Origin of the sequence: Hymenobacter psoromatis, assembly GCA_001596155.1 — a bacterium.
Classification (GTDB): Bacteria; Bacteroidota; Bacteroidia; order Cytophagales; family Hymenobacteraceae; genus Hymenobacter.
This window is the reverse complement of record CP014771.1, coordinates 803,210-822,338: the sequence shown is the minus strand read 5'-3', so window position 1 is coordinate 822,338 and position 19,129 is coordinate 803,210. Positions and strand designations below refer to the sequence as shown.

At 64.2% G+C, this 19,129-nt stretch carries 14 protein-coding genes and 1 tRNA gene; 9 read left to right on the top strand and 6 right to left on the bottom strand.

What is annotated here, in order from left to right; all coding sequences use genetic code 11:
* Nucleotides 1–29 precede the first annotated feature (29 nt).
* From A0257_03540 to A0257_03520, 5 genes are all read right to left on the bottom strand, one after another.
* Nucleotides 30–1,871, bottom strand: coding sequence for a hypothetical protein (locus A0257_03540; protein ID AMR26257.1), 1,842 nt, complete (start codon nucleotides 1,869–1,871; stop codon nucleotides 30–32).
* Nucleotides 1,872–1,897: 26 nt separating this feature from the next.
* Nucleotides 1,898–2,491 (bottom strand): septum formation inhibitor Maf, encoded by a 594-nt coding sequence (locus tag A0257_03535; protein ID AMR26256.1) that lies wholly within the window; start codon nucleotides 2,489–2,491, stop codon nucleotides 1,898–1,900.
* Entirely contained in the window at nucleotides 2,473–4,158 is a 1,686-nt protein-coding gene (locus A0257_03530; GenBank protein AMR26255.1) for a hypothetical protein, read from the bottom strand. The genes A0257_03535 and A0257_03530 overlap by 19 nt, the downstream gene beginning before the upstream one ends.
* The gene (locus tag A0257_03525) at nucleotides 4,155–5,486 is read right to left on the bottom strand and encodes a hypothetical protein (protein ID AMR26254.1); all 1,332 of its coding nucleotides are present in this window, start codon (nucleotides 5,484–5,486) and stop codon (nucleotides 4,155–4,157) included. The genes A0257_03530 and A0257_03525 overlap by 4 nt, the downstream gene beginning before the upstream one ends.
* Nucleotides 5,487–5,625: 139 nt before the next feature.
* Nucleotides 5,626–6,285: a pyridoxamine 5'-phosphate oxidase gene (locus A0257_03520; GenBank protein ID AMR26253.1), complete on the bottom strand. Its 660-nt coding sequence runs from the start codon at nucleotides 6,283–6,285 to the stop codon at nucleotides 5,626–5,628.
* Between the two features lie 73 nt (nucleotides 6,286–6,358).
* On the opposite strand from A0257_03520, the gene A0257_03515 reads away from it, so the two are divergent.
* The 6 genes from A0257_03515 to A0257_03490 all read left to right on the top strand — a co-directional run bounded on the left by A0257_03515 (nucleotide 6,359) and on the right by A0257_03490 (nucleotide 15,527).
* A complete protein-coding gene (locus A0257_03515; protein ID AMR26252.1) occupies nucleotides 6,359–6,910 on the top strand; it encodes a hypothetical protein in 552 nt (183 codons plus the stop codon).
* 89 nt (nucleotides 6,911–6,999) lie between these two features.
* The gene (locus A0257_03510) at nucleotides 7,000–9,417 is read left to right on the top strand and encodes a hypothetical protein (protein ID AMR26251.1); all 2,418 of its coding nucleotides are present in this window, start codon (nucleotides 7,000–7,002) and stop codon (nucleotides 9,415–9,417) included.
* Between the two features lie 109 nt (nucleotides 9,418–9,526).
* A tRNA-Thr gene (locus tag A0257_03505) sits at nucleotides 9,527–9,599 on the top strand.
* Between the two features lie 452 nt (nucleotides 9,600–10,051).
* Nucleotides 10,052–12,154, top strand: a complete 2,103-nt coding sequence (locus A0257_03500) for a glycoside hydrolase (protein AMR29611.1) — start codon at nucleotides 10,052–10,054, stop codon at nucleotides 12,152–12,154.
* Nucleotides 12,155–12,322: 168 nt separating this feature from the next.
* Entirely contained in the window at nucleotides 12,323–13,900 is a 1,578-nt protein-coding gene (locus tag A0257_03495; GenBank protein ID AMR26250.1) for an alpha-N-arabinofuranosidase, read from the top strand.
* Nucleotides 13,901–14,858: 958 nt separating this feature from the next.
* Nucleotides 14,859–15,527 (top strand): hypothetical protein, encoded by a 669-nt coding sequence (locus A0257_03490; GenBank protein AMR26249.1) that lies wholly within the window; start codon nucleotides 14,859–14,861, stop codon nucleotides 15,525–15,527.
* Nucleotides 15,528–15,577: 50 nt separating this feature from the next.
* On the opposite strand, the gene A0257_03485 is transcribed toward A0257_03490, so the two are convergent.
* Nucleotides 15,578–15,760 (bottom strand): hypothetical protein, encoded by a 183-nt coding sequence (locus A0257_03485; GenBank protein AMR26248.1) that lies wholly within the window; start codon nucleotides 15,758–15,760, stop codon nucleotides 15,578–15,580.
* Nucleotides 15,761–15,947: 187 nt separating this feature from the next.
* On the opposite strand from A0257_03485, the gene A0257_03480 reads away from it, so the two are divergent.
* From A0257_03480 to A0257_03470, 3 genes are read left to right on the top strand one after another with little or no spacing between them, the layout of a single operon-like run.
* The gene (locus A0257_03480) at nucleotides 15,948–16,310 is read left to right on the top strand and encodes a hypothetical protein (protein AMR26247.1); all 363 of its coding nucleotides are present in this window, start codon (nucleotides 15,948–15,950) and stop codon (nucleotides 16,308–16,310) included.
* 60 nt (nucleotides 16,311–16,370) lie between these two features.
* A complete protein-coding gene (locus A0257_03475; protein ID AMR29610.1) occupies nucleotides 16,371–16,949 on the top strand; it encodes a hypothetical protein in 579 nt (192 codons plus the stop codon).
* Entirely contained in the window at nucleotides 16,949–19,129 is a 2,181-nt protein-coding gene (locus A0257_03470) for a hypothetical protein (protein ID AMR26246.1), read from the top strand. Before A0257_03475 ends, A0257_03470 begins: the two co-directional genes overlap by 1 nt.

The following is a 19,129-nucleotide window of genomic DNA, read 5'->3' as shown; positions in this document are numbered from 1 at the left end:
TTGAGCGGTTACTGTAGCCTTTCGTTTGGCTAGGGCAGGGCCAGCACCTCCAGGAGCACCGTCCGAAAAACGACCCTACCCCCCAGTGCGGGGGGCGACCCGGCCGGCAGCACCAGGTAGCGGTACCGCACGCCCGGCCGCGGCTGGCTATCAACTTGCCAGGGCCGGTCGTGGTAGCTGGCGTGCGCGTAAAACCGCACCAGAAACTGCTTTTCCAAATCGGGGGCCAGGATGGGACCCGCCGGCTGGCCAGCCAGCCAGGCCACGACCGGTGCCCCGTCCTGCCAGTGAAAGCCTTGCCGCAATATATGCTCCTGCCGCTCAACCTGCCAGCACTGGCCGCCCACGTACAGGGCCGTGAGCCCGCCAAACGCCAGCCCTACCCCCCGCCGCGCCCGCGAAGTGGCCACCTGCCGGACCGCCCACTCTACCAGCAAGCCCAGCAGAATAAACAAGTATTGGACCTTGTAGAAGAAAGTGCGCTCGGGGGGCTGCACCAGCGCCACCACCGCCACTACGTAGGGCAGCAGCATAAACCAGAGCGCCGGCAGCCCCAGCTCCAGCACCGCGCGCGCCGGGCGGGCGGGCAGGCGGCCGACGTTGGCCCGCCGCCAGAGCCAGCCAAAGCCGGCCAGAATGGCGAACACCGGGGGCAGGCTCACCAGCACGTGCGGCAGCAGAACGGCCTCGGGCAGCGTTTGCCAAAACTCCCGAAAGGTTAGCGTGCGCACGTATTGGTTGTGCAGCAGCTGCGCCGGACCCGATACCAGCAGCAGCGGCGCGTACAGCAGCCCCGCCCCTACCACCGTCAGCAGGCCGGCTCCCAGCAGCAGCAGCAAGCGCCGCCCGGCGCGCTGCCCCACCGCGCGCAAGCCCAGCCACCCGTAGGCCGACGCCAGAAAAAACAGGTGCGTCGGAATCGTGTATAGCCCCAGGATGCCACTGGCCACCAGGCCCAGCCAGGCCAGGCGGTAGCGCGCCACCGGGCCGGGGGCCGGCAGGGCGAGCGGGGGCTGGAGCGTGAGCAGGGCAAAAAAGCCCACGCCCCCCAGCCCCGACTGCAACCAGTAGCCCCGGCCCAGGGCCGCGTTATAAATCCCAATAAAATGCAGCCCGAACCAGCTCACCGCCACCAGCGCCACCACGAAGCTGCTCCGCCGCACCAGGGCCAGAAACCAGCCCACCGTGGTGGCCGTGCTCACCAGCAGCACGGGCAGGCGCATGCTCCACCAGAAATTGGGGTGAACCTGGTAAAAAAACCAGTCCAGCGCGCTGCTTAGCACGTGGTTGTTGGGGTAGGGATAGACGGCATTGACCACCAGCCAGGAATGCCGCACGAACAGCTCGTAGGAAGTCGCGTCGTCATGCGGCTGCAAGGCATGGCTGTAGTACACGCGCACGGCCGTCAGGGCCAGCAGGCCGGCACCGGCGAGCCACTTTTGCCCGCGGCGCAGGCCGCCCCAGCCGTTGCCCAGGCCCCGTGCCGCGCCGCGCGCCTCGGCCGCGAGCTGGCGCAGCTCGCGGTGCCCGGCGGGCGCGGCGGCCAGCAGCGCGGCCGGCAGCCCGGTGGCCAGCGCCAGCCCCGCCAGCCCCAGCCGCAGCTGCCGAAACCCGGCTTCCGTAAAATTATTCGCTATCCAGCCGTTGGTGGCCGGCCCGCGCGGGTGCAGGTTGATGCTTTCAAAGCCGCGCAACGCCATCAGGTCGGGCCAGCTGGCCGAGCCCAACACCAAAGCCGCGTACCCGGCGCACGCCGCTACCAGGCCCAGCACCAGGAGCAGGAAAAACCGGGGGGTAGGGTTTGGTCGAAACAACTCAGGGCGGGAGGCGGCGGCGTGGCCAGCCGGCGGCCGGTCAGTTGGGTTGGGCATACTGAATTAGCAGGCGAAAAATGACCCTAAGCGGCGGGCTCCGGCTCTAGAAAGGCCCGCACGGCCGGCCACACCCGGTGGGTGGGCAGGCCCATCACGTTGAAGTACGAGCCCTCCAGCCGGGTAATGGCAGCCAGTCCCAGCCAGTCCTGCGCCCCGTAGGCCCCGGCTTTGTCGAAGGGCTGGTACTGGGCTACATAAAAGCTGATTTCGGCGGCCGAGAGCGGGCCGAAATGCACGGTCGTTTCGTCGGAGAAAACGACCGGCGGGCAACCATCGCCGGGCAGCAGGCACACGCCGGTATATACCTGGTGAGCGCGACCCTGCAGGCGGCCCAGCATGGCGCGGGCCTCGGCCGCATCGGCGGGCTTGTTGAGCACGTCTTCGTCGAGGCACACGATGGTATCGGCCGTGAGCAGCAGCTCGTCGGGGGCCAGGTCGGGGCGGTAGGCTTCGGCCTTGTGGCGGGCCAGGTACTCGGCCACTTCGGCGCGCCGCAAGTGGGGCGGAAAGCTTTCGTCCACCTCCCGCAGGCGGATTTCGTAGGCTAAGCCTAGTTCGGTGAGCAATTGGCGGCGGCGGGGCGAGCCGGAAGCCAGAATTAAATGGAGAGAGGACATGACGAAAAGTAGCGAAAAACCGGGCTGACTGCCCGCGCGCCTAGGTAGTTAGAGGAGCCGCCGGGGATAAGGCGGGGCTGAATGGGCAACGCGCCGACGCCGGGCGCGCCGTGGGGCGCAGGTACGGCCCGGCTATCGACAGGCGGGTGACGCGCCTTGTAGTTCAGCCGCAAGGCGGTGCCGGCCTGGTAGAGCAGAAACAAGCCGCCCCCCACGACCGCCAGCCACCGCCGGGCCGGCCGGTGCCACGGCCAGTCTTCCGCCACGAGGGCCACCAGAATGAAGAAAAACCAGGCTTTGTAGAGCAGCGTGCGCTCGGGGGGCTGCACGCGCTGCACCAGCAGCAGGGCGTAGGGCACGAGCACGAACCACAGCGCGGGCAAGCCCACCTGCCAAACCCGCAGGGCCTGCGCGCGGGGCAGCTGCCCCGTGGCCGCCCGGTAGCAGAGCCGGCCAAACAGGCCCAGGACCACCAGCGTCAGCACCGCACCCACGCTGCGTTGGCCCGCCAGAAAGCCTTCGGTCAGCCAGACGTAGGCGGGCAGCGCCCGCCAGAATTTGACCCACGGCCAGGACTGCACGTAGGGATTGGCCAGCAGCTGCGCCGGCCCCGACACCAGCAGCAGGGGGGCGTAGAGCAGCCCTACCCCGGCCCCGGCCAGCAAGCCCACGGCCCCCGTAGCCAGCAGCCGGCGGGGTGCCCGCTGCCACAGCGCCTGCCCCCCGAGCCAGGAAAGGGCCGCCGCCAACACGTAGGCAAACGTGGGCACGGTGTAGCCGCCCAGAATAGCCGCCCCCAGCAGCCCCACCCACGCCGCCCGCTGGCCGCCCGGCGGCTCACAAAGTTTCAGCACGCAAAAAAACACGAGGCCCGCCAGCAGATTGACTAGCCAGTAGCCACGGCCGGCAGCCGCGTAGTACAGGCTGAGCTGGAGCCAGCTAAAGGCCCCGGCCGCCAGGGCCGCCGCGCCTACCCCCACCCAGCGACGCAACCCCGCAAACAATACGAGCGTGCCCGCCAAGCTGGTCAACAGCACCGGCAGCCGCATACTCCACCAGAAGCGCGGATGCAGCTGATAAAACGCCCAGCTTATCGTGTTGGATAACACGTGGTTGTTGGGCAGGGGGTAGTAAGCACTGACCGCCAGCAGCCGCTGCCGCACGAACAGCTCGTAGGAAAGCATGTCGTCACCGGCGGCCCCGCTCGTGCTCATGTAAGTGCGCACCGCCAGCAGGGCCAGCAACGCACCCACGGCCAGCCAGCGCGCACGGCGCGGCAGCTCCCGCAACTCCCCCAGGGCGCGGCCGAGCTCACCCAGCGCCCCGCGTACTTCCTGCCCGGCGCGCAGCAACTCGGCCCGGCCCACCCGCGTGCCCAGGGCCAGGCCCAGCCAGCTGGTGCCCAGGGCCAGGCCCAGCAACGTTAAGACTAGCCGCAAATGCTGAAAACCGGCGGCGCTGAAGGGGGACAGGTGCCACCCGGTGGCGGGAAAAATAGCGTCCAGCGCTCGCGCCTCGGCCCAGGTGGCGGTGTGCAGCACCAGGGCCGCGTAGCCCGCGCACAGGGCCAGAGCGCCCAGCCCCAGCAAGCCGAAAAACAAGCCACCCGGCAGCCCGGCGGCTCCCGCAGCCGCCGGGGCGAACGCTGATGCTGGCTGCTTGCTCACGGGTTGAAAACGGCGTCGAACACCGTGGGCGGCTCGTCGCGCACGCTGCTGAAGAGCAGGCCGGCCAGCACCTTGGGGTAGAAAAAGGTGGACTTGGCCGGCATCACGGCCCCCGAGTGGCACACGGCCTCGACCTGCGCCATCGTGACTTCGTTGGTCAGAAAAGCAGCGCGGGCCTCGCCGCGGTCCACCTGCTGCAGGCACTCGGCCAGGCCGCGCACGTAGGCCACCCCGGCCCAGCGGCGCTGGGCCTCGGGGCCCACGATGCCCAGCATCTTTTCGAGCACGAAATAGTGCAGCACCGTCAGGTCGAGGTCTTTTACCTCGGGCGTCGTAGGCCAGTCAAGCTGGGCGTGCACCTCGGGGCGCAGGCGCAGCTTGTAGGCCGCCCCGCCGGGCAGGTACAGCCCGAAGGCCCAGCGCTTGCCGGCCATCAGCTCGGGTAAATCCTGGGCCTCGACCTGGGGCCGCACCGTGAAATAAACGGCCAGCCGGGCCAGCAGCTCGGCATCAGTGAGGCCGCCGGGCAACTCGCGCAGCACCCGGTGGGTGGGCAGAATGCGCACGTCGTCGCTGGCCGCGTTGGTGAGGTACATCAGGTGATAGTTCCAGGGCTCGCGGCCGGTGCTGCCACCCGGCCCGGCGGCCCGCGCGCGAGCCTGCCGATAGGCCACGGAGGCTTCGTAGCGGTGGTGGCCATCGGCCAGAATAACCTGCCGGGCGGCCAGCACCCGCTGAAATTGCCGGATGGCCCCGGCATCTTGAATGACGGCCAGCACGTCGCGCGCGCCCTGGTAGTCTTCCTCCGTCTGGCAAAGCGGGTCCTGAATGGCCTCGTCCATCAGCCGCTCCAGCTCCAATGCCTCGTCGCGGTACAGGCCGTGAGTAGCGCTAGTCTGCAGCTGCAGGGCGGCCAGCAGCTCGGCCCGGTCGCTGACGGCGGCGGGCAGCGTGTTTTCGTGGCGCAGCACTACCCCCTCGGCCCAGTCATAGGCCCGGATGTGGCACATGAAACCCTTGCGGCAACGCTCAAGCGCCTCGCCCGGCAGCCGGAAGTACTGGTAATAGACGTAAATACCCGGCAGACCATCCTGCCGCAGCACGCCGGCGGCCTGCCACCGGGCCAGGCGGGCGGCGGCGGCCGCGGCGGGGGGTAGGGCACCCTCGGCGCGGGGCACCGAAAGGTGAATCGAGTTGAGCGGATGCTGGTAGAGCGCCTCGCGCTGGCGCGGGCTCACCACATCGAAAAGCGGCGACACCACGTCGTCAATCTCGGCGCTCAGGGCCGGGTTGTAGCGCCAGCCCCGCACGGGTTGAATCTCAGCCACTCGGTGAATAAGTGATTTAATAAGTTAGTGAATCGGTGAATTAGGGAGCGGTGCCGGGGCACAGCGCGAGAAGCAGTGGCAGTGGCAGCGTTTAGTATTGAGTTATCCTACTTGCTCACTAAATCACTCCACCACTTTCTCACGGCGCTAAGCGGCTGATTTTCCAATCGCTACCCCCCTCCATGAGCTCGTACACCAGGCGGTCGTGCAGGCGGCTGGGGCGGCCCTGCCAAAACTCGAGGCGCGTGGGGCGCAGCACGTAGCCGCCCCAGTGCGGGGGCCGGGGCAGCGGGTTTTGGCCCTCGAAGCGGGCTTCGACCTCGTGCTCGCGGGCTTCGAGCTGCTCGCGGCTGCCAATGACTTCGCTCTGGGGTGAGGCCCAGGCGCCCACCTGGCTGCCGCGCGGCCGGCTCTGGAAATACGCGGTGGAAACCTCGGGCGAGGCTCGTTCCACTACCCCTTCTACCCGCACCTGGCGCTCGAGGCCGGGCCAGAAAAAATTGAGCGCCGCCCGCGGCTGGCCCGCCAGCTCGTGGCCCTTGCGCGAGTCGTAGTTGGTGAAGAAGAGAAAGCCCGCGTCGTCGGGCAGGCCCTTGAGCAGCAGCACGCGCTGGCTGGGCTGGCCGGTGGCCGCATCCACGGTGGCCAGGGTGAGGGCGGCGGGCTCGGGCAGGCGGGCGGCCACGGCCTCGTCGAGCCACTGCCGAAACTGGGCCACGGCCTGGGGCTGCACATCGGCTTCGAGCAGCGTGCGCTGGGAGTAGCTCTGGCGCAGGTCGGCGAGTTCGGCGTCGGTCATGTCTGGGGGGGTAGGAAAATTTTTCTCCCCAAAGGTAGCCTACCCATCCGGGCCGGGCTACGTAGCTTAGGGCATGAAACCTGGTACGCTCCTTATTTCGCAGCCCTTTTTGGGCGACCCCAACTTCGAGCGCAGCGTGGTGCTGCTGTGCCGGCACAGCCCCGCCGAGGGTGCGTTTGGGCTGGTGCTCACCCGCCCTACCCCCCTGCTGCTGGGCGATGTGCTGGCCCTGCCCCCCACCGCGGGCCGCCCCGTGGCCCGGCTGCCGCTGTTCACGGGCGGGCCGGTGCAGCCCGATACGCTGCATTTCGTGCACCAGCAGGCCGGGCTGCCCGGCGCCAGCGCCCTGGGCCAGAGCGTATTTTGGGGAGGAGATTTTGACCAGTTTCTGGCCGGCCTCGATGCCGACGCCGGGCCCACGGTGCGGCTGTTCGTGGGCTATTCGGGCTGGTCGGCGGGGCAGCTGGAAGAAGAAATTGAGCGCGGCTCCTGGATTCGGCAGTCCGCCTCTGCCGGGAAAGTGTTTACTTTGGAGTCTGATGCGTTCTGGCGCACGATTCTGCGCGAAAAAGGGGGTCGCTACCGCGCGCTTGCCAATTATCCGCTGGACCCGCGCCTGAACTAATATTTTTTCTGACCTCCGTTCCGGCCGCCTACCCCCCTTCTTTTTCCCAACCCCACCTGGCTCTGGCCGCCGGTTATTTGCTTCGCTTTATGTTGCCCGAAGAAACCCCTACCCCCGCCTTCACCTCGCCCGCCAGTCAGCAGGGTGCTACCCCGGCCCCGGCCGACGACCGCCTCAACATCGTGGAAGCCCGCCTGGCCGAAATTCGCGCCAAGCAGTCGGCCGATACTGAGCCCACCGCCGCCGCCCCGGCTCTGAGCGACACCCCGCCCACCGCCGCCGTGCCCCCCGGCGGGGGCGCTACCCAGACCGAGGCCGACCCGCTGCTCTCGGAGCCCGGCCTGGCCGAAGCGCTGGAAAATGCGCCCAGCTTGGCACCAGCCGCTGCTGCTCCGGAACCGCTTACCCCCGCCGGCAGCCCCGGCCCGGCAACGCCCGAGGCCGCCGCTGCCACCGAAACGGCCCAGCACGTGCCGGCCGAGGTGGCCGCCGAGCACCTTTCGGCTCCGCAGGCGCGGGCCGTGGCGCATTATGGCGAGGCCATGACGCCCGCCGCTCTCGATGCGGAAGCTGAGCTTACCCCCTCGGCCACGCCCGATGACACCGCCCCGGTGGCCCGGCTGGCTTCGGCCGCCGACCTGGAGCAGGCGCCCGGCGGGGTGGCCACGCTGCCCACGTCGGCCACCGACACCGCCGCCACGGCCCACCAGGCCGAGCTCGACCACCAGCACGAAGGTGCCGGGGAGGAAAGCGACCACTACGTGTCCGAGACCCCAGCCCCTGACTTTGCCGAGCTCGACCTCGAAAGCCAGGCCGCCCACCTCATTGAGCTGCTGCGCCGGCCCGATGCGCGCCGCAACCGCCAGCAGATTTTTGAGCTCAGCCGCCAGTACGAGGCCAACGTGGCCGCCGCCCGCGCCGCCTCGCGCCAGAAGCTGGCCGAAGACGCCAACGCGCCCCAGGAGTTCAGCTTCCAGCCCCCGGCCAGCCAGGCCGAGCTGAACAAGGCCTTGCAGGAATTTCGCGAAGGCCGCGCCCGCGATGCCAAAACCGAAGACCAGAACCGCGGCCAGAACCTGGCCCGCAAGCAGGAGTTGCTCGGCCAGCTGCGCCAGCTCGTGGAAAGCGCCGAAACCAAGGACAGCTCACAGAAGCTCAAGCAATTGCAGGCCGACTGGAAGTCCACCGGCCCCGTGCCCCAGGCCGACAGCCAGGAAACCTGGAATTCTTACCACGGCCTGCTCGACCGCTACTACGCCAACCAGGGCCGCTTTTATGAGCTCAAGGAGCTGGACCGCCGCCGCAACCAGGAGGCCAAGGAAGCCCTCGTGGCCCGCGCCGAAGCCCTCAAGGATGCGCCCGGCATCAACAAGGCCCTGGATGAACTGAAAAAGCTGCATGATGACTGGAAGCACATCGGGCCCGTGCCCGGCGAGCAGCGCGAGCCGCTGTGGCAGCGCTTCCTGGCCGCTTCGGAGGCCGTGCACCTGCGCCGCAAGGAGTTTGTGGACGTGCGCTCGGCCCAGGAGGGGCAAAACCTGACCGTGAAGCAGGCCCTGTTGGAACGCGTGCTACCCTTCGCCGACTTTACCACCGAGCGCGTGAACGAATGGCGCTCGCGCACCGACGAGCTGCAGGAAATAAAGAAGGAGTGGGAAGCTGCCGGCCCCGTGCCCCGCGCCCAGGCCGACCAGCTCAACAAGCAGTACTGGAACGCCTACAAGGCTTTCTTCAACCGCAAGAATGAGTTTTTCAAGAGCCTCGACTCGGAGAAGAACACCAACCTGCAGGCCAAGTACGCGCTCATCGAACAGGCCGAGGCGGCCCAGCAAAGCGCCGATTTTGACGAGGCCCGCGGCGTCATCATCCGGGTGCAGAAGGAGTGGAAGGACGTGGGCCGCGTGCCCGAAAAGCAGGCTGACAAAATCTGGAAGCGCTTCCGCGCCGCCTGCGACAGCGTGTTTGAGCGCCCCAAGCAGGAAAACCGCACTAGCCGTGGGGACCGCGAGGAGCGCCAGTCGACTGCCAGCGCCGAGCAGGTTACCCGTTTGGATAAAGTTGGCCAGCAGGTGGCCGCCCTTTCGCCCGATGCTCCCGGCACGCTGGAAGACTTCCGCGCCATTATCGCTGACTGGCAGGAGCTTGACACCACTGCCGGTGGCACGTCGGACCGGGGCGAGGAGCAGTTCACTACCCTTATGGGTAAGTACCTGGACCAGACGGCCGGCATTACCCCGGCGGACAAAGAGGACCTGGTTTTCCAATTGGAGATAGCCCGCCTCAAAGCCCGGCCCCAGGCCCAGCAGGCTTTTACCCGCAAGGAAACCGGCCTGCGCCGCGAAATTCAGGAGCTGGAAAACGATGTGGCTACCCTGCAAACCAACCTCGACTTCTTCGCCCGCTCCAAGAATGCCGACCAGCTGCGCCAGGAATACCAGGGCCGCATGAGCGAAGCCCGCACCCGCATCGATAAATTGAAAAAACAACTCAAGCAGCTGCGGAGCTAACCCCTTAGCACCGAATAAAAAAGGGACGCGCCGGCCGGCACTTCCCTTTTTTATTGCCCGCCAGGGTTGACCCATTGCGCTTTGCGGCTTACTTTTGCCCCACGATTAAGCCTCCTTAGCTCAGTTGGTAGAGCTTCTGACTTGTAATCAGAGGGTCGTTGGTTCGAGTCCGACAGGAGGCTCACGTATTATCTACCGGAGCACCCGGAAAACCGCTTCCCCCGCTAGGAAAGCAGTTTTCCGGGTTTTTTGCGTTTGGGGGAAAGCTCTTCTCAAAATCAGGTTTAGAGCCGGTTGTTTCCTGACCTCTCAGCACCTGGCTGAACTAGCGCAACCGTTCGTTGGCAACGGATACTGTCAAAAAGAGCGCTGTTTGCTCTGTCAAATAAATTTTCACTTGGTTTACACAAACGATTGTGTAAATTCCCTGACACGGAGTAGCTTTGCGCTTGGCGGTGCCGCCGCCATTACTATGCCTGCGGGCTGGAGCCAGCCCCGTCTTTTCCCACCCTACCCCACCACTCCGGCCCAGGCCGGGCCAGGCGGCGCGGCTCAAGCTTGTTTAATGACCTACGTAGCTACTCTTTTGGGCGCGGGCCGCCGGTTGCTGGCAGGTACGCTTTTGGTGGCCAGCCTGTTGCCTGGCCCGGCCCGGAGCCAGCGCCGGGCCGCGGCCCCTACCCCCCCCGCCGCGGCCGAACGCACCTGGACGGCCGACAATGGCAACGGCACCTTCACCAACCCGCTGTTTTACGACGAGTTTTCGGACCCCGATATGATTCGGGTCGGGGACGACTTTTACCTCACCGGCACCACTATGCACGCCATGCCAGGCCTGCCGGTGCTGCACTCCAAGGACCTGGTGAACTGGGAGTTGCTGGGCTACGCCGCCGACCGGCTCGACTTCGGGCCGGCGTACCGGCTACAGGAGGGCCAGAGCGTGTATGGGCAAGGGATTTGGGCGCCGTCGTTTCGGTATGCCACCGGGAAATTTCACATTTTCACCAATGTGAACGGGCGCAAAACCCAGCTTTATACCGCCACCAACCCGGCCGGACCCTGGACGCACACCGAGCTCAAGCAGTCGTTTCACGACTTGTCGGTGCTCTTTGATGACGATGGCAAGGTGTACGTTATCTGGGGCTATGATGAGATTCATATCGCGGAGCTGACCACCGACCTGACCGATATGCGGCCGGGCACGGAGCGGGTGCTGATTGCGAAGGGCAGCGGCGTGGGCGAGGGCTCGCACTTCTATAAAATCAACGGTAAGTACGTCATTACCAACACCAACTACGACCCGGTGGGCTACCTGGTGTGCGCCCGCGCCGACCAGGTGGGCGGTCCCTACGAGGTGGCCGTCATCAGCGCCGAGGAAACGCTGGGCATTGGCATGGGCTACCGGCTGGGGCGCGGCACCAGGGAAACACCGTTTCCGCTGGTGCCGCCCGCAAGGACTTTTGCGGGGGCCAACCCGCTGCACCAGGGCGGGCTGGTGCAAACGCCTACCGGCGAGTGGTGGGGCTTTTCGATGATGGACCACAACTCGGTGGGGCGCCTGCTGTGCCTCTCGCCCGTGACCTGGACGGGCGGCTGGCCCTACTTTGGCCTGCCCGGCAACCTCAAGCGCTCGCCCCAAACCTGGCTGAAGCCCGACGTGGGCCCGGCCGGCGCGGCGGTGGTGCCGGGCGCGCCGTTCCGGCGCGGCGACGAGTTTAGTGGGCCAGCCCTGAACCCGCTCTGGCAGTGGAACCACCTGCCCGACGACGCCCGCTGGTCGTTGCGCGAGCGCCGGGGCTACCTGCGCCTGCACACGCTGCCGGCTACGGACTTCTGGCAGGCGCGCAACTCGCTGACGCAGCGCGCCATCGGCCCCGAATCGACCCCCACCACCGCGCTGGACCTGCGCGGGCTGAAGCCCGGCGACGTGGCCGGCCTGGCCCTGCTCAACTACCCCTACGCCTGGCTGGGCGTGGCCCGCACCACCCAGGGCCTGGAGGTGCAGCAGACGGACCAGCGCACCGGCCGCACCCTGCGCCAGCTCCTGAGTGCCAATAAGATATGGCTGCGGGCGCGCTGCAATTTCGATACCGAGCAGGCGCAGTTTGAGCTGAGCACCGACGGCCGGACCTACCGGCCGGTGGGCGACGCGGTGACGATGGTGTTTCAGCTGCGCACGTTTCAGGGCGTGCGCTACGCGCTGTTTGCCTATAATACGCGGGGCGGGGCGGGCGGCTACGCCGATTTTGACCGCTTTGCGGTGGCTGAGCCTCGCGCCAATGGCCAGGGCGCGGCCATTCCGCTGGGCCAGCTGATTACGCTCAGTAGCCCGGCCGACAGCACGGTGCTCATTAACTGGCGGGGCTACCTGCGGCCGGTGCCGGTGGGCAGCCCGCTGGCGATTGGCCCGGCGGCGCAGTTTCGGGTGCTGGACCGGGGGCGCGGGCGCGTGGCGCTGGAGTCGGCGGGCGGCGTCGAGTCGGCGGGCGGGCTGGTCACGGTGGAGCGGCTGGCCGGCATGGGCGAGGTCCGCATCGGGCCGGGGGGTAGCGCCGAGGCCACGACCTTTCAGTGGCAGGATATGCAGCGCGGCGACCTCATGCTGATGGCCCTCACCAACCACCGCTACCTGCTGGCCCCGCCCCGCACCCGCGGCCTGTGCGCCGCCGACGCGCCCGGCACCACTCCCAACCGCGACAACGGCACCTGCTTTCGCTGGCAGACAGTAGCCCAGTAGCTTTTTTAATTAAAAATTAAAAATGATAAATTAAAAAGACAATGCCTGAATTTTTAATTTATCATTTTTAATTTTTAATTCATAATCCCCCTCTTACAGTGCTGACACGCTGGCTGTTATCTGGCCCTACCCCCTGCCTTTTCACTCACTCTCCCTCAGCATTTTTCCATGTTCGCTTTGGTAAAAAAACTCTCTACCCCCCTGCGCCGACTCGCCTTTGCCGCCGCGCTCGGCCTGGTGCCGCTGCTGGCCCCGGCCCAGACCGTGCAGCTCACGGTGCAGCCCGGCGACGCTAAGCTGCTTATCAGCAAAGACATTCAGGGGCAGTTTGCCGAGCACCTGGGGCGCTGCATCTACGGCGGCTTTTGGGTGGACCCCGGCCTGAACGTGCCCAAGCAGGGGCGAATTCGGATGGATATTGTGGAGGCGCTGCGGAAGATTCACGTGCCCAACCTGCGCTGGCCCGGCGGCTGCTTTGCCGACACCTACCACTGGCACGACGGGGTAGGGCCCGCCGCCCAGCGCCCCAAGATGCTGAACCTGTGGTGGGGCAATACGTTGGAAGACAACAGCTTCGGCACCCACGAGTTTATGGAGCTGTGCGGCCTGCTCGGCACCGAGCCCTACCTGGCCGCCAACGTGGGCAGCGGCACGGTGCAGGAAATGGCCGGCTGGATGGAATACCTCAACTCGGATGAGGACACGCCGCTGGTGCTGGAACGCAAGAAAAACGGCCACCCCGCGCCGTATAAAGTGAGCTGGTGGGGCATCGGCAACGAGAGCTGGGGCTGCGGCGGCAACATGACGCCCGAATACTACTCGGACGTGTATAAGCGCTACGCCACCTTCGCCCACGACTACCCCGGCACCCGGCTCAAGCGCATCGTGAGCGGGGCCAACGGCGACGACGCCAACTGGACCGAGGTGTGCATGAAGAACATCGGGCCGGGCCGCATGTGGGGCCTCACGCTGCATTATTACACCCTGCCCACCGGCAACTGGAGCGGCAGCAAGGGCAAGGCCACCGGCTTTGGCGAGGACCAGTACTTCAGCACCCTGCGCAACTGCCTGAAAATGGACGCGATAGTGACCAAGCACAGCGCCATTATGGACAAGTATGACAAGGAGAAAAAGGTGGCGCTGCTGGTGGACGAGTGGGGCGTGTGGACCGACGTGGAGCCCGGCACCAACCCCGGCTTTCTGTACCAGCAAAACTCGCTGCGCGATGCCCTGGTAGCCGGCACTACCCTCAACATCTTCAACAACCACTGTGACCGGGTGCGCGGCGCCAACCTGGCCCAGGCCGTGAACGTGCTGCAGGCCCTGGTGCTCACCGACAAGGAAAAGATGCTGCTCACGCCCACCTACCACGTGTTTGACCTCTACCAGGTGCACCAGGATGCGGAGTACCTGCCCCTGCAGTTCAACAGCCCCGACTACACCTTCGGGGGCGAGAAAATCCCGGCCCTCAACGCCTCGGCCTCGCGCGATAAGAACGGGGCGGTGCACATCTCGCTTGTCAACCTCGACCCTAACAAGACGCTGACCCTGGAAACGGCGCTGCCCGGCGTGAGCTTCCGGACCGTGACCGGCCGCATCCTGACCTCGGCTAAGGTGAGCGACTACAACACCTTCGACAAGCCCAACACCGTGGCGCTGGCCGCCTTCACGGGTGCCCGCAAGCGCGGCGACCGGCTGACGGTGGCCCTACCCCCCAAGTCGGTGGTAGTATTGGAAATCAAGTAGTTGCGACCCCTGCCTGAGCGCCGCCAAGAGCGCGGGACCGCGCGGCCCCGCGCTCTTGGCGGCGCTCAGGCAGGGGCGTGACAGCCTGTGCGGGCGGCTAAAAACCTAAAGAAGAACTTACGCAAAAAGGAATAAATCAGGGAAAAATACCTGCCTTGCTAACCTAAGGCAACTGCATAGCTTATTTACTTAGTAGTACGCCAAAAAACTATACGGGCACGCATTTAGCGGCTCATCCACCCGACGTAAGCCATGACCAGGTGAACCGGGTTTTACGCGATAATACCTGCTTTTCTACTCAGTTGAGGGAACTGATACTGCCGCTACTTCGCAATTCGCACGAAGCTTTTTTGGTCGTGGACGACAGCGTACAAGACAAATTTTATAGTAAGTTTATTGACTTGGCGAAGCGGTAGTCTTCGGGCAACGTTCACGGCATGAATATTAATATTTTATTATAATATTTTATTATTTATTTATTATAATTTACAATCGTTACGATTAAATTAACCACACCGTTAACTTAACCGGCTTCTCAGTAGCAAGACAAAAGTAGTGGGTAGTACAGATGCCATTTTCCACTTGATTATCAACCTACTACGGGCTTGCTACTTGTTACTTGCTTAACGGCTAAAGGGGGACGGCTCACTACTCAGGCAACTACTTGCCGGCCCTCGTTGCGGTGGGGCACGCGGCTTGCCTAGCGCCAGGCCGGATGCGCAACGGACCCGTTGGGGCATCCTCTGCCTGACGTACCAACTGCTTTTCCTCGGATTCCTGAGTAGCTGGAGAGTAGCTGAAGGGCGGCCGTCGTGGCCGCGCAAACCCGCAAAAGCGGCTGTGTGAAAGTATTTTTTTAAGATAATGCTGGAATTTGTCTTTCTAGCCCTTTACTTGCAGCACCAACTGCTTTACTAAAAAGACTTGGCTACTACCCCGTATTCTTAGCTCACCCGCCGTGCGACTCCACCTCTACCTTACCGCCAGTCAGGTGGTATTATTCGACTACCTGCCCACGCTAAAAAGCTCCTTCCACCGCTGGGCGGGCCACGATGAGGGCCTGCACGACGGCCTTTCGCTCTACTCCTACGCCTGGCTGCGCGGCGGCCGGGCCGGGCGCGGCGGCATCCGCTTCGCCGAAGGGGCCAGCTGGTTTATCTCGGCCCCCGACGAAACCCTGATTCACGCGCTGGTGGCGGGCGTGGTGCGCGCCCCCGACCTGGGCCTGGGCCTGCGCGTGGCCGACGTGCGGCTGCAACGCGCCCCCGAGTTCGCGGCCGGTGAGCAGCCTTTCCGGGTGGCCAGCCCGGTGTTCATCAAGCACGAAACGGAGCGCGGCAAACCAGCCGACCACCTCCTACCCGGCCACCCGCGAGCCGACGAGCTGCTGACCGCTACCCTGCGCCACAAGCTGCGCCAGGCCGGCCTGGACGACGCGGGGGCCGCCGTGCGCTTCGACCCGACTTTCATCGCGGCCGCCAAAACCAAGCTCTTTAAGTACCAGCAGGTGCAGTGCCGCGCCAGCGTGTGCCCAGTGCTGGTGGCGGGGTCAGCCGAGCAGATTGGGTTTGCCTGGGAAGTGGGGGTAGGGCACTCCACGGGCATTGGGTGCGGGGCACTGGTATGAACTAAAAAAAGCCGCCTGATGAGGGCGGCTTTTAGAAAATCTTAGTTGTCTTATTTCTTTTTAGCTGCCTGCTCCTGAACGCGGCGCATCATCTCCTCGCGGGTGACAACATTACCCCGACTAGCCCGCAAGCGCCGCCAGGCGTCCTCCGCGCCGGGGCCTTGGAAGGGGTTGGGGAAGTTAGAATTGGTGTAGGTGGGAAGGGCAAACGGAATTCGCAGTTTGTCAGACATGAGTAGCAAAGAATCAAGCGGCTCTTTTATAGGAAAATGGAGTAATCCAGGTTGGAAGCAATAATTGGGGAAGGCGTGGGCCGGTCGGTAAAATAAGCTCAGCGTTTGTAATAGTAACCAGAGTGCCGACCCGCACGAACGAGATAGAAACGCGACGATGCTTGCAGGAACAACAAATGAAACGCCCATGATGCCCGTGTACCGAGTCAAAAACAGCTTGAATTTGCTTCACGCACGACATCAATTCGCGGGGAAGAATGCCCTGTTCTTCCTGCAAACGGGCAGCGTTGAGGTGATGGGCGTAGACGAAACGTGGGACTTGAGACATGGCAGTTCGTTGGTAAAAAGTGAAAAGGTTGGTTTAAGTCTTGCCACTTCGGCGGCCGATGAACTGATTCCGTGCGGTCCGATTGAGAAAAAAGCCCAAATGGCAGTACATATTACAATCCAGCGTTGCCAGGTTGACCGCGCTGCGACAGCAAAGGTAGAAGGAAAATTGATTCTGACAAATTTCCCCTCTTATACCCCAATTGTTATTACATGGGGATAAAATGGTTCAGAGTTGTAGATTTGTGACTAGCACAATGAAATTTACGCTCCTACCTCATTGATAAAAGTCTTGATAATGAACACAGTAACCTACACCGGCCCTTTCGGCTACCTCAAGCCCTGGACCGCCGTGCGCGACGGGGAAACTTACTCGCAGCAGTTTCTCACGCCTTCCGTCATGGAAGGGATGCGGCAGAAGCTGGGCGTGTCGGCTATTCTGCGGCATAAGCTCAGCTACACCGGGCTGAGTATGCAGCAGGAGCAGACGCACCCGCGCGGCTGGATTCACGAGAAGAAAAAGCAGCAGCTGACCCGGCCCCGCGCCATTCTGGTGCGCGGCGTGCTGCTGAGTCCAACGCTGCACCTGACTTTTGCCACCGAAGCGGAGGCGCGGGCGGCGGCCACGCAGCACCTGTGCCTGTGCCGCAACGAGGACATCGTATTGCCTGGTGAGCCGCAGGTACTGAGCGAGGCGGAATTTGACACGCTGCCGGGCTTCGAACTGCGCTTTGTCGAGGAGCCGGGAGTAGAAACTTTTTTGGTGGGCTACAACCGCTTCTCGAAGCCCCAGCCTGGTGCTCCGATGTATGGCCGCCTGGAAATCACCGGCAACCCGATTCGCCCGCTGGGTCTGCAATGATGAGCGCTCCAATCATTTGGGCCAAGAGTGCCAGCCACGGCGGGGCGCTCAGCTTGCGCGACCATACCTGGCACGTGATGGAAGTGGTAGCAGCCATTGCGAACGCGACCCAGGGCGATGAGCGGCTGGCAGTGTTAGGAGCTGCTATGCACGACCTCGGCAAAGCGCACCCGGCTTTCCAAAAGAAGCTGACAATGGGAAAAAAGCCTCCCCCTGACCCGAACCAGATTCTGCATCGGCACGAGCTATCGTCGCTCGGGTTTTTGCCCCTGCTACCCCGTGCCGACTGGCCGGCCGTGGTGGATATGGTGGTGGCACACCACAAGCCGATGCAGCAGCCCGCCGATATGTTTGGCAAAGGCATCCTGGACCTGGAGGGGCGCAGCCGGACGTGGGCAGCCGACCACCTGGCGGACTGGGAAACGTGGTCGCCCCTGGCGTTGGCGGTGTTGGAGGAATTGGGGATTACTACCCGCCCCATTGACCGCGGCGAAGCCGCCGAAGCCCTGCAATTTGCCGTGGTGCACTGCGCGGCGAAGCGCAAAGGCTGGTCGGCTGAACGCGGCCTGCTGATGGCCGCCGACCATTTTGCCTCGGCCCTGCAACACGACGCGGCCGCAGAGTTGAAAGACCTGTTTAAGGCTCCGAATCTGAGCTACTTCGGCAACCGCAAAAACGACTTATATCCACTCTCTTTATTGGCCGCCGACCAGCCGCAACGGCATACGCTGGTCGTGGCTTCGACGGGCGCGGGCAAAACGGATTATCTGCTGCGCCGCTGCCGGGGGCGGGTATTTTATACCCTGCCGTTTCAGGCTTCCATAAATGCCATGTTTCAGCGGCTGCGCAAAGCTGACCAGGAAGCACCGTTTGGCGGCTCGGTGCGGCTGCTGCACGCCACTTCGCAACTGGTGGAAAGCCCAGGCAAGGTGGAAGAATTGTTGCAGCCGCTGGTGGGCGCTTCGGTCAAGGTGCTGACCCCGCACCAGTTGGCGGCCATCGTATTTGGCACACCCGGCTACGAGGCCGTGATGCTGGACGTGCGCGGGGCCGATATTATCCTGGATGAAGTGCATACCTACTCGGCACAGGCCCAGGCAATGGTACTGGAAATCGTGGATGCGTTGCGCCGCCTCGATTGCCGGCTGCACATCGGCACGGCGACGATGCCAACCACGCTTTACGCGGAGCTGTTGCGCCGCCTCGGTGGCCCCCCTGAAGTAGCGGAAGTGCAACTAGCGCCGGCCGTGGTGGCCAGTTTCGACCGCCACCAAGTGTATAAAATTGAGCGCGAAGCGGACAACCCAGCCGGCTGGCCCAGCGCGCCAGATGCTATTCTAACCCAGGCGTTTGCGAATGGCGAAAAAGTGCTGGTTATCTGCAACACGGTGTTCGGGGCGCAGCAGCAGTACCAGCGGCTGCGCGAGTTGTTCCCGAAAGTGGTGAATCGCCTACTGTTGCACAGCCGCTTCAAGCGCGGCGACCGGGCCGGCCGGGAACACCGCCTGGAAAACGAGTTCAACAACTCTGACGTGCCCGGCCCCTGCCTGGTGGTATCAACGCAGGTGGTGGAAGTAAGCCTGGATATCAGCTTCGACCGCATGATTACGGAAGCGGCCCCGCTTGACGCGCTGGTGCAGCGCTTCGGGCGCGTGAACCGGCGGCGGACAAAGGACACCATCGGCAAGTTTAAGCCGGTGCACGTGTTAGCTCCCGGCCCCAGCTATTTGCCCTACAAGGCGGAAATTATCAAGGCCAGCTTTGCCCAATTGCCCGACCACGGCGCGGTGCTGCACGAGCAGGAATTGCAGCAGAAAATCGACGTAGTGTACCCGGAGCTGCAAATTTCCAGCATCAGCACGCATGTTATCTGGGACGGGGCGCGGTGCAAGCTGCGCGAACTGTGCAACAACACCCGCTCGGTGCTGGTGGACGCGCTGGAAATTGAGTCGTCGGCCTGCATCCTGACCGCCGACCGCGAAAAATACCTAGCGAAGGAAACGCCCTGGCAAGAGCGGGTGCAGCTAGAGATTCCGGTGAGCTGGCGCAGTATGCGCCCGCACCTAGGCAAATACGAGCGGCTGGAAATCGGCGCATTGCCCTTCGTGATACCCGGTAACAAAGACTACCAGGAGCTGGGGCTGCTGTTTGACGAGTACGATATTTTTCTGGAGAATTAG

Coding starts and splice junctions, on each gene's coding strand:
- A0257_03495 (AMR26250.1), top strand. CDS start 12,323: ATGTTCGCTTTGGTAAAAAAACTCTCTACCCCCCTGCGCCGACTCGCC.
- A0257_03485 (AMR26248.1), bottom strand. CDS start 15,760: ATGTCTGACAAACTGCGAATTCCGTTTGCCCTTCCCACCTACACCAAT.
- A0257_03510 (AMR26251.1), top strand. CDS start 7,000: ATGTTGCCCGAAGAAACCCCTACCCCCGCCTTCACCTCGCCCGCCAGT.
- A0257_03470 (AMR26246.1), top strand. CDS start 16,949: ATGAGCGCTCCAATCATTTGGGCCAAGAGTGCCAGCCACGGCGGGGCG.
- A0257_03515 (AMR26252.1), top strand. CDS start 6,359: ATGAAACCTGGTACGCTCCTTATTTCGCAGCCCTTTTTGGGCGACCCC.
- A0257_03520 (AMR26253.1), bottom strand. CDS start 6,285: ATGACCGACGCCGAACTCGCCGACCTGCGCCAGAGCTACTCCCAGCGC.
- A0257_03535 (AMR26256.1), bottom strand. CDS start 2,491: ATGTCCTCTCTCCATTTAATTCTGGCTTCCGGCTCGCCCCGCCGCCGC.
- A0257_03540 (AMR26257.1), bottom strand. CDS start 1,871: ATGCCCAACCCAACTGACCGGCCGCCGGCTGGCCACGCCGCCGCCTCC.
- A0257_03480 (AMR26247.1), top strand. CDS start 15,948: ATGATGCCCGTGTACCGAGTCAAAAACAGCTTGAATTTGCTTCACGCA.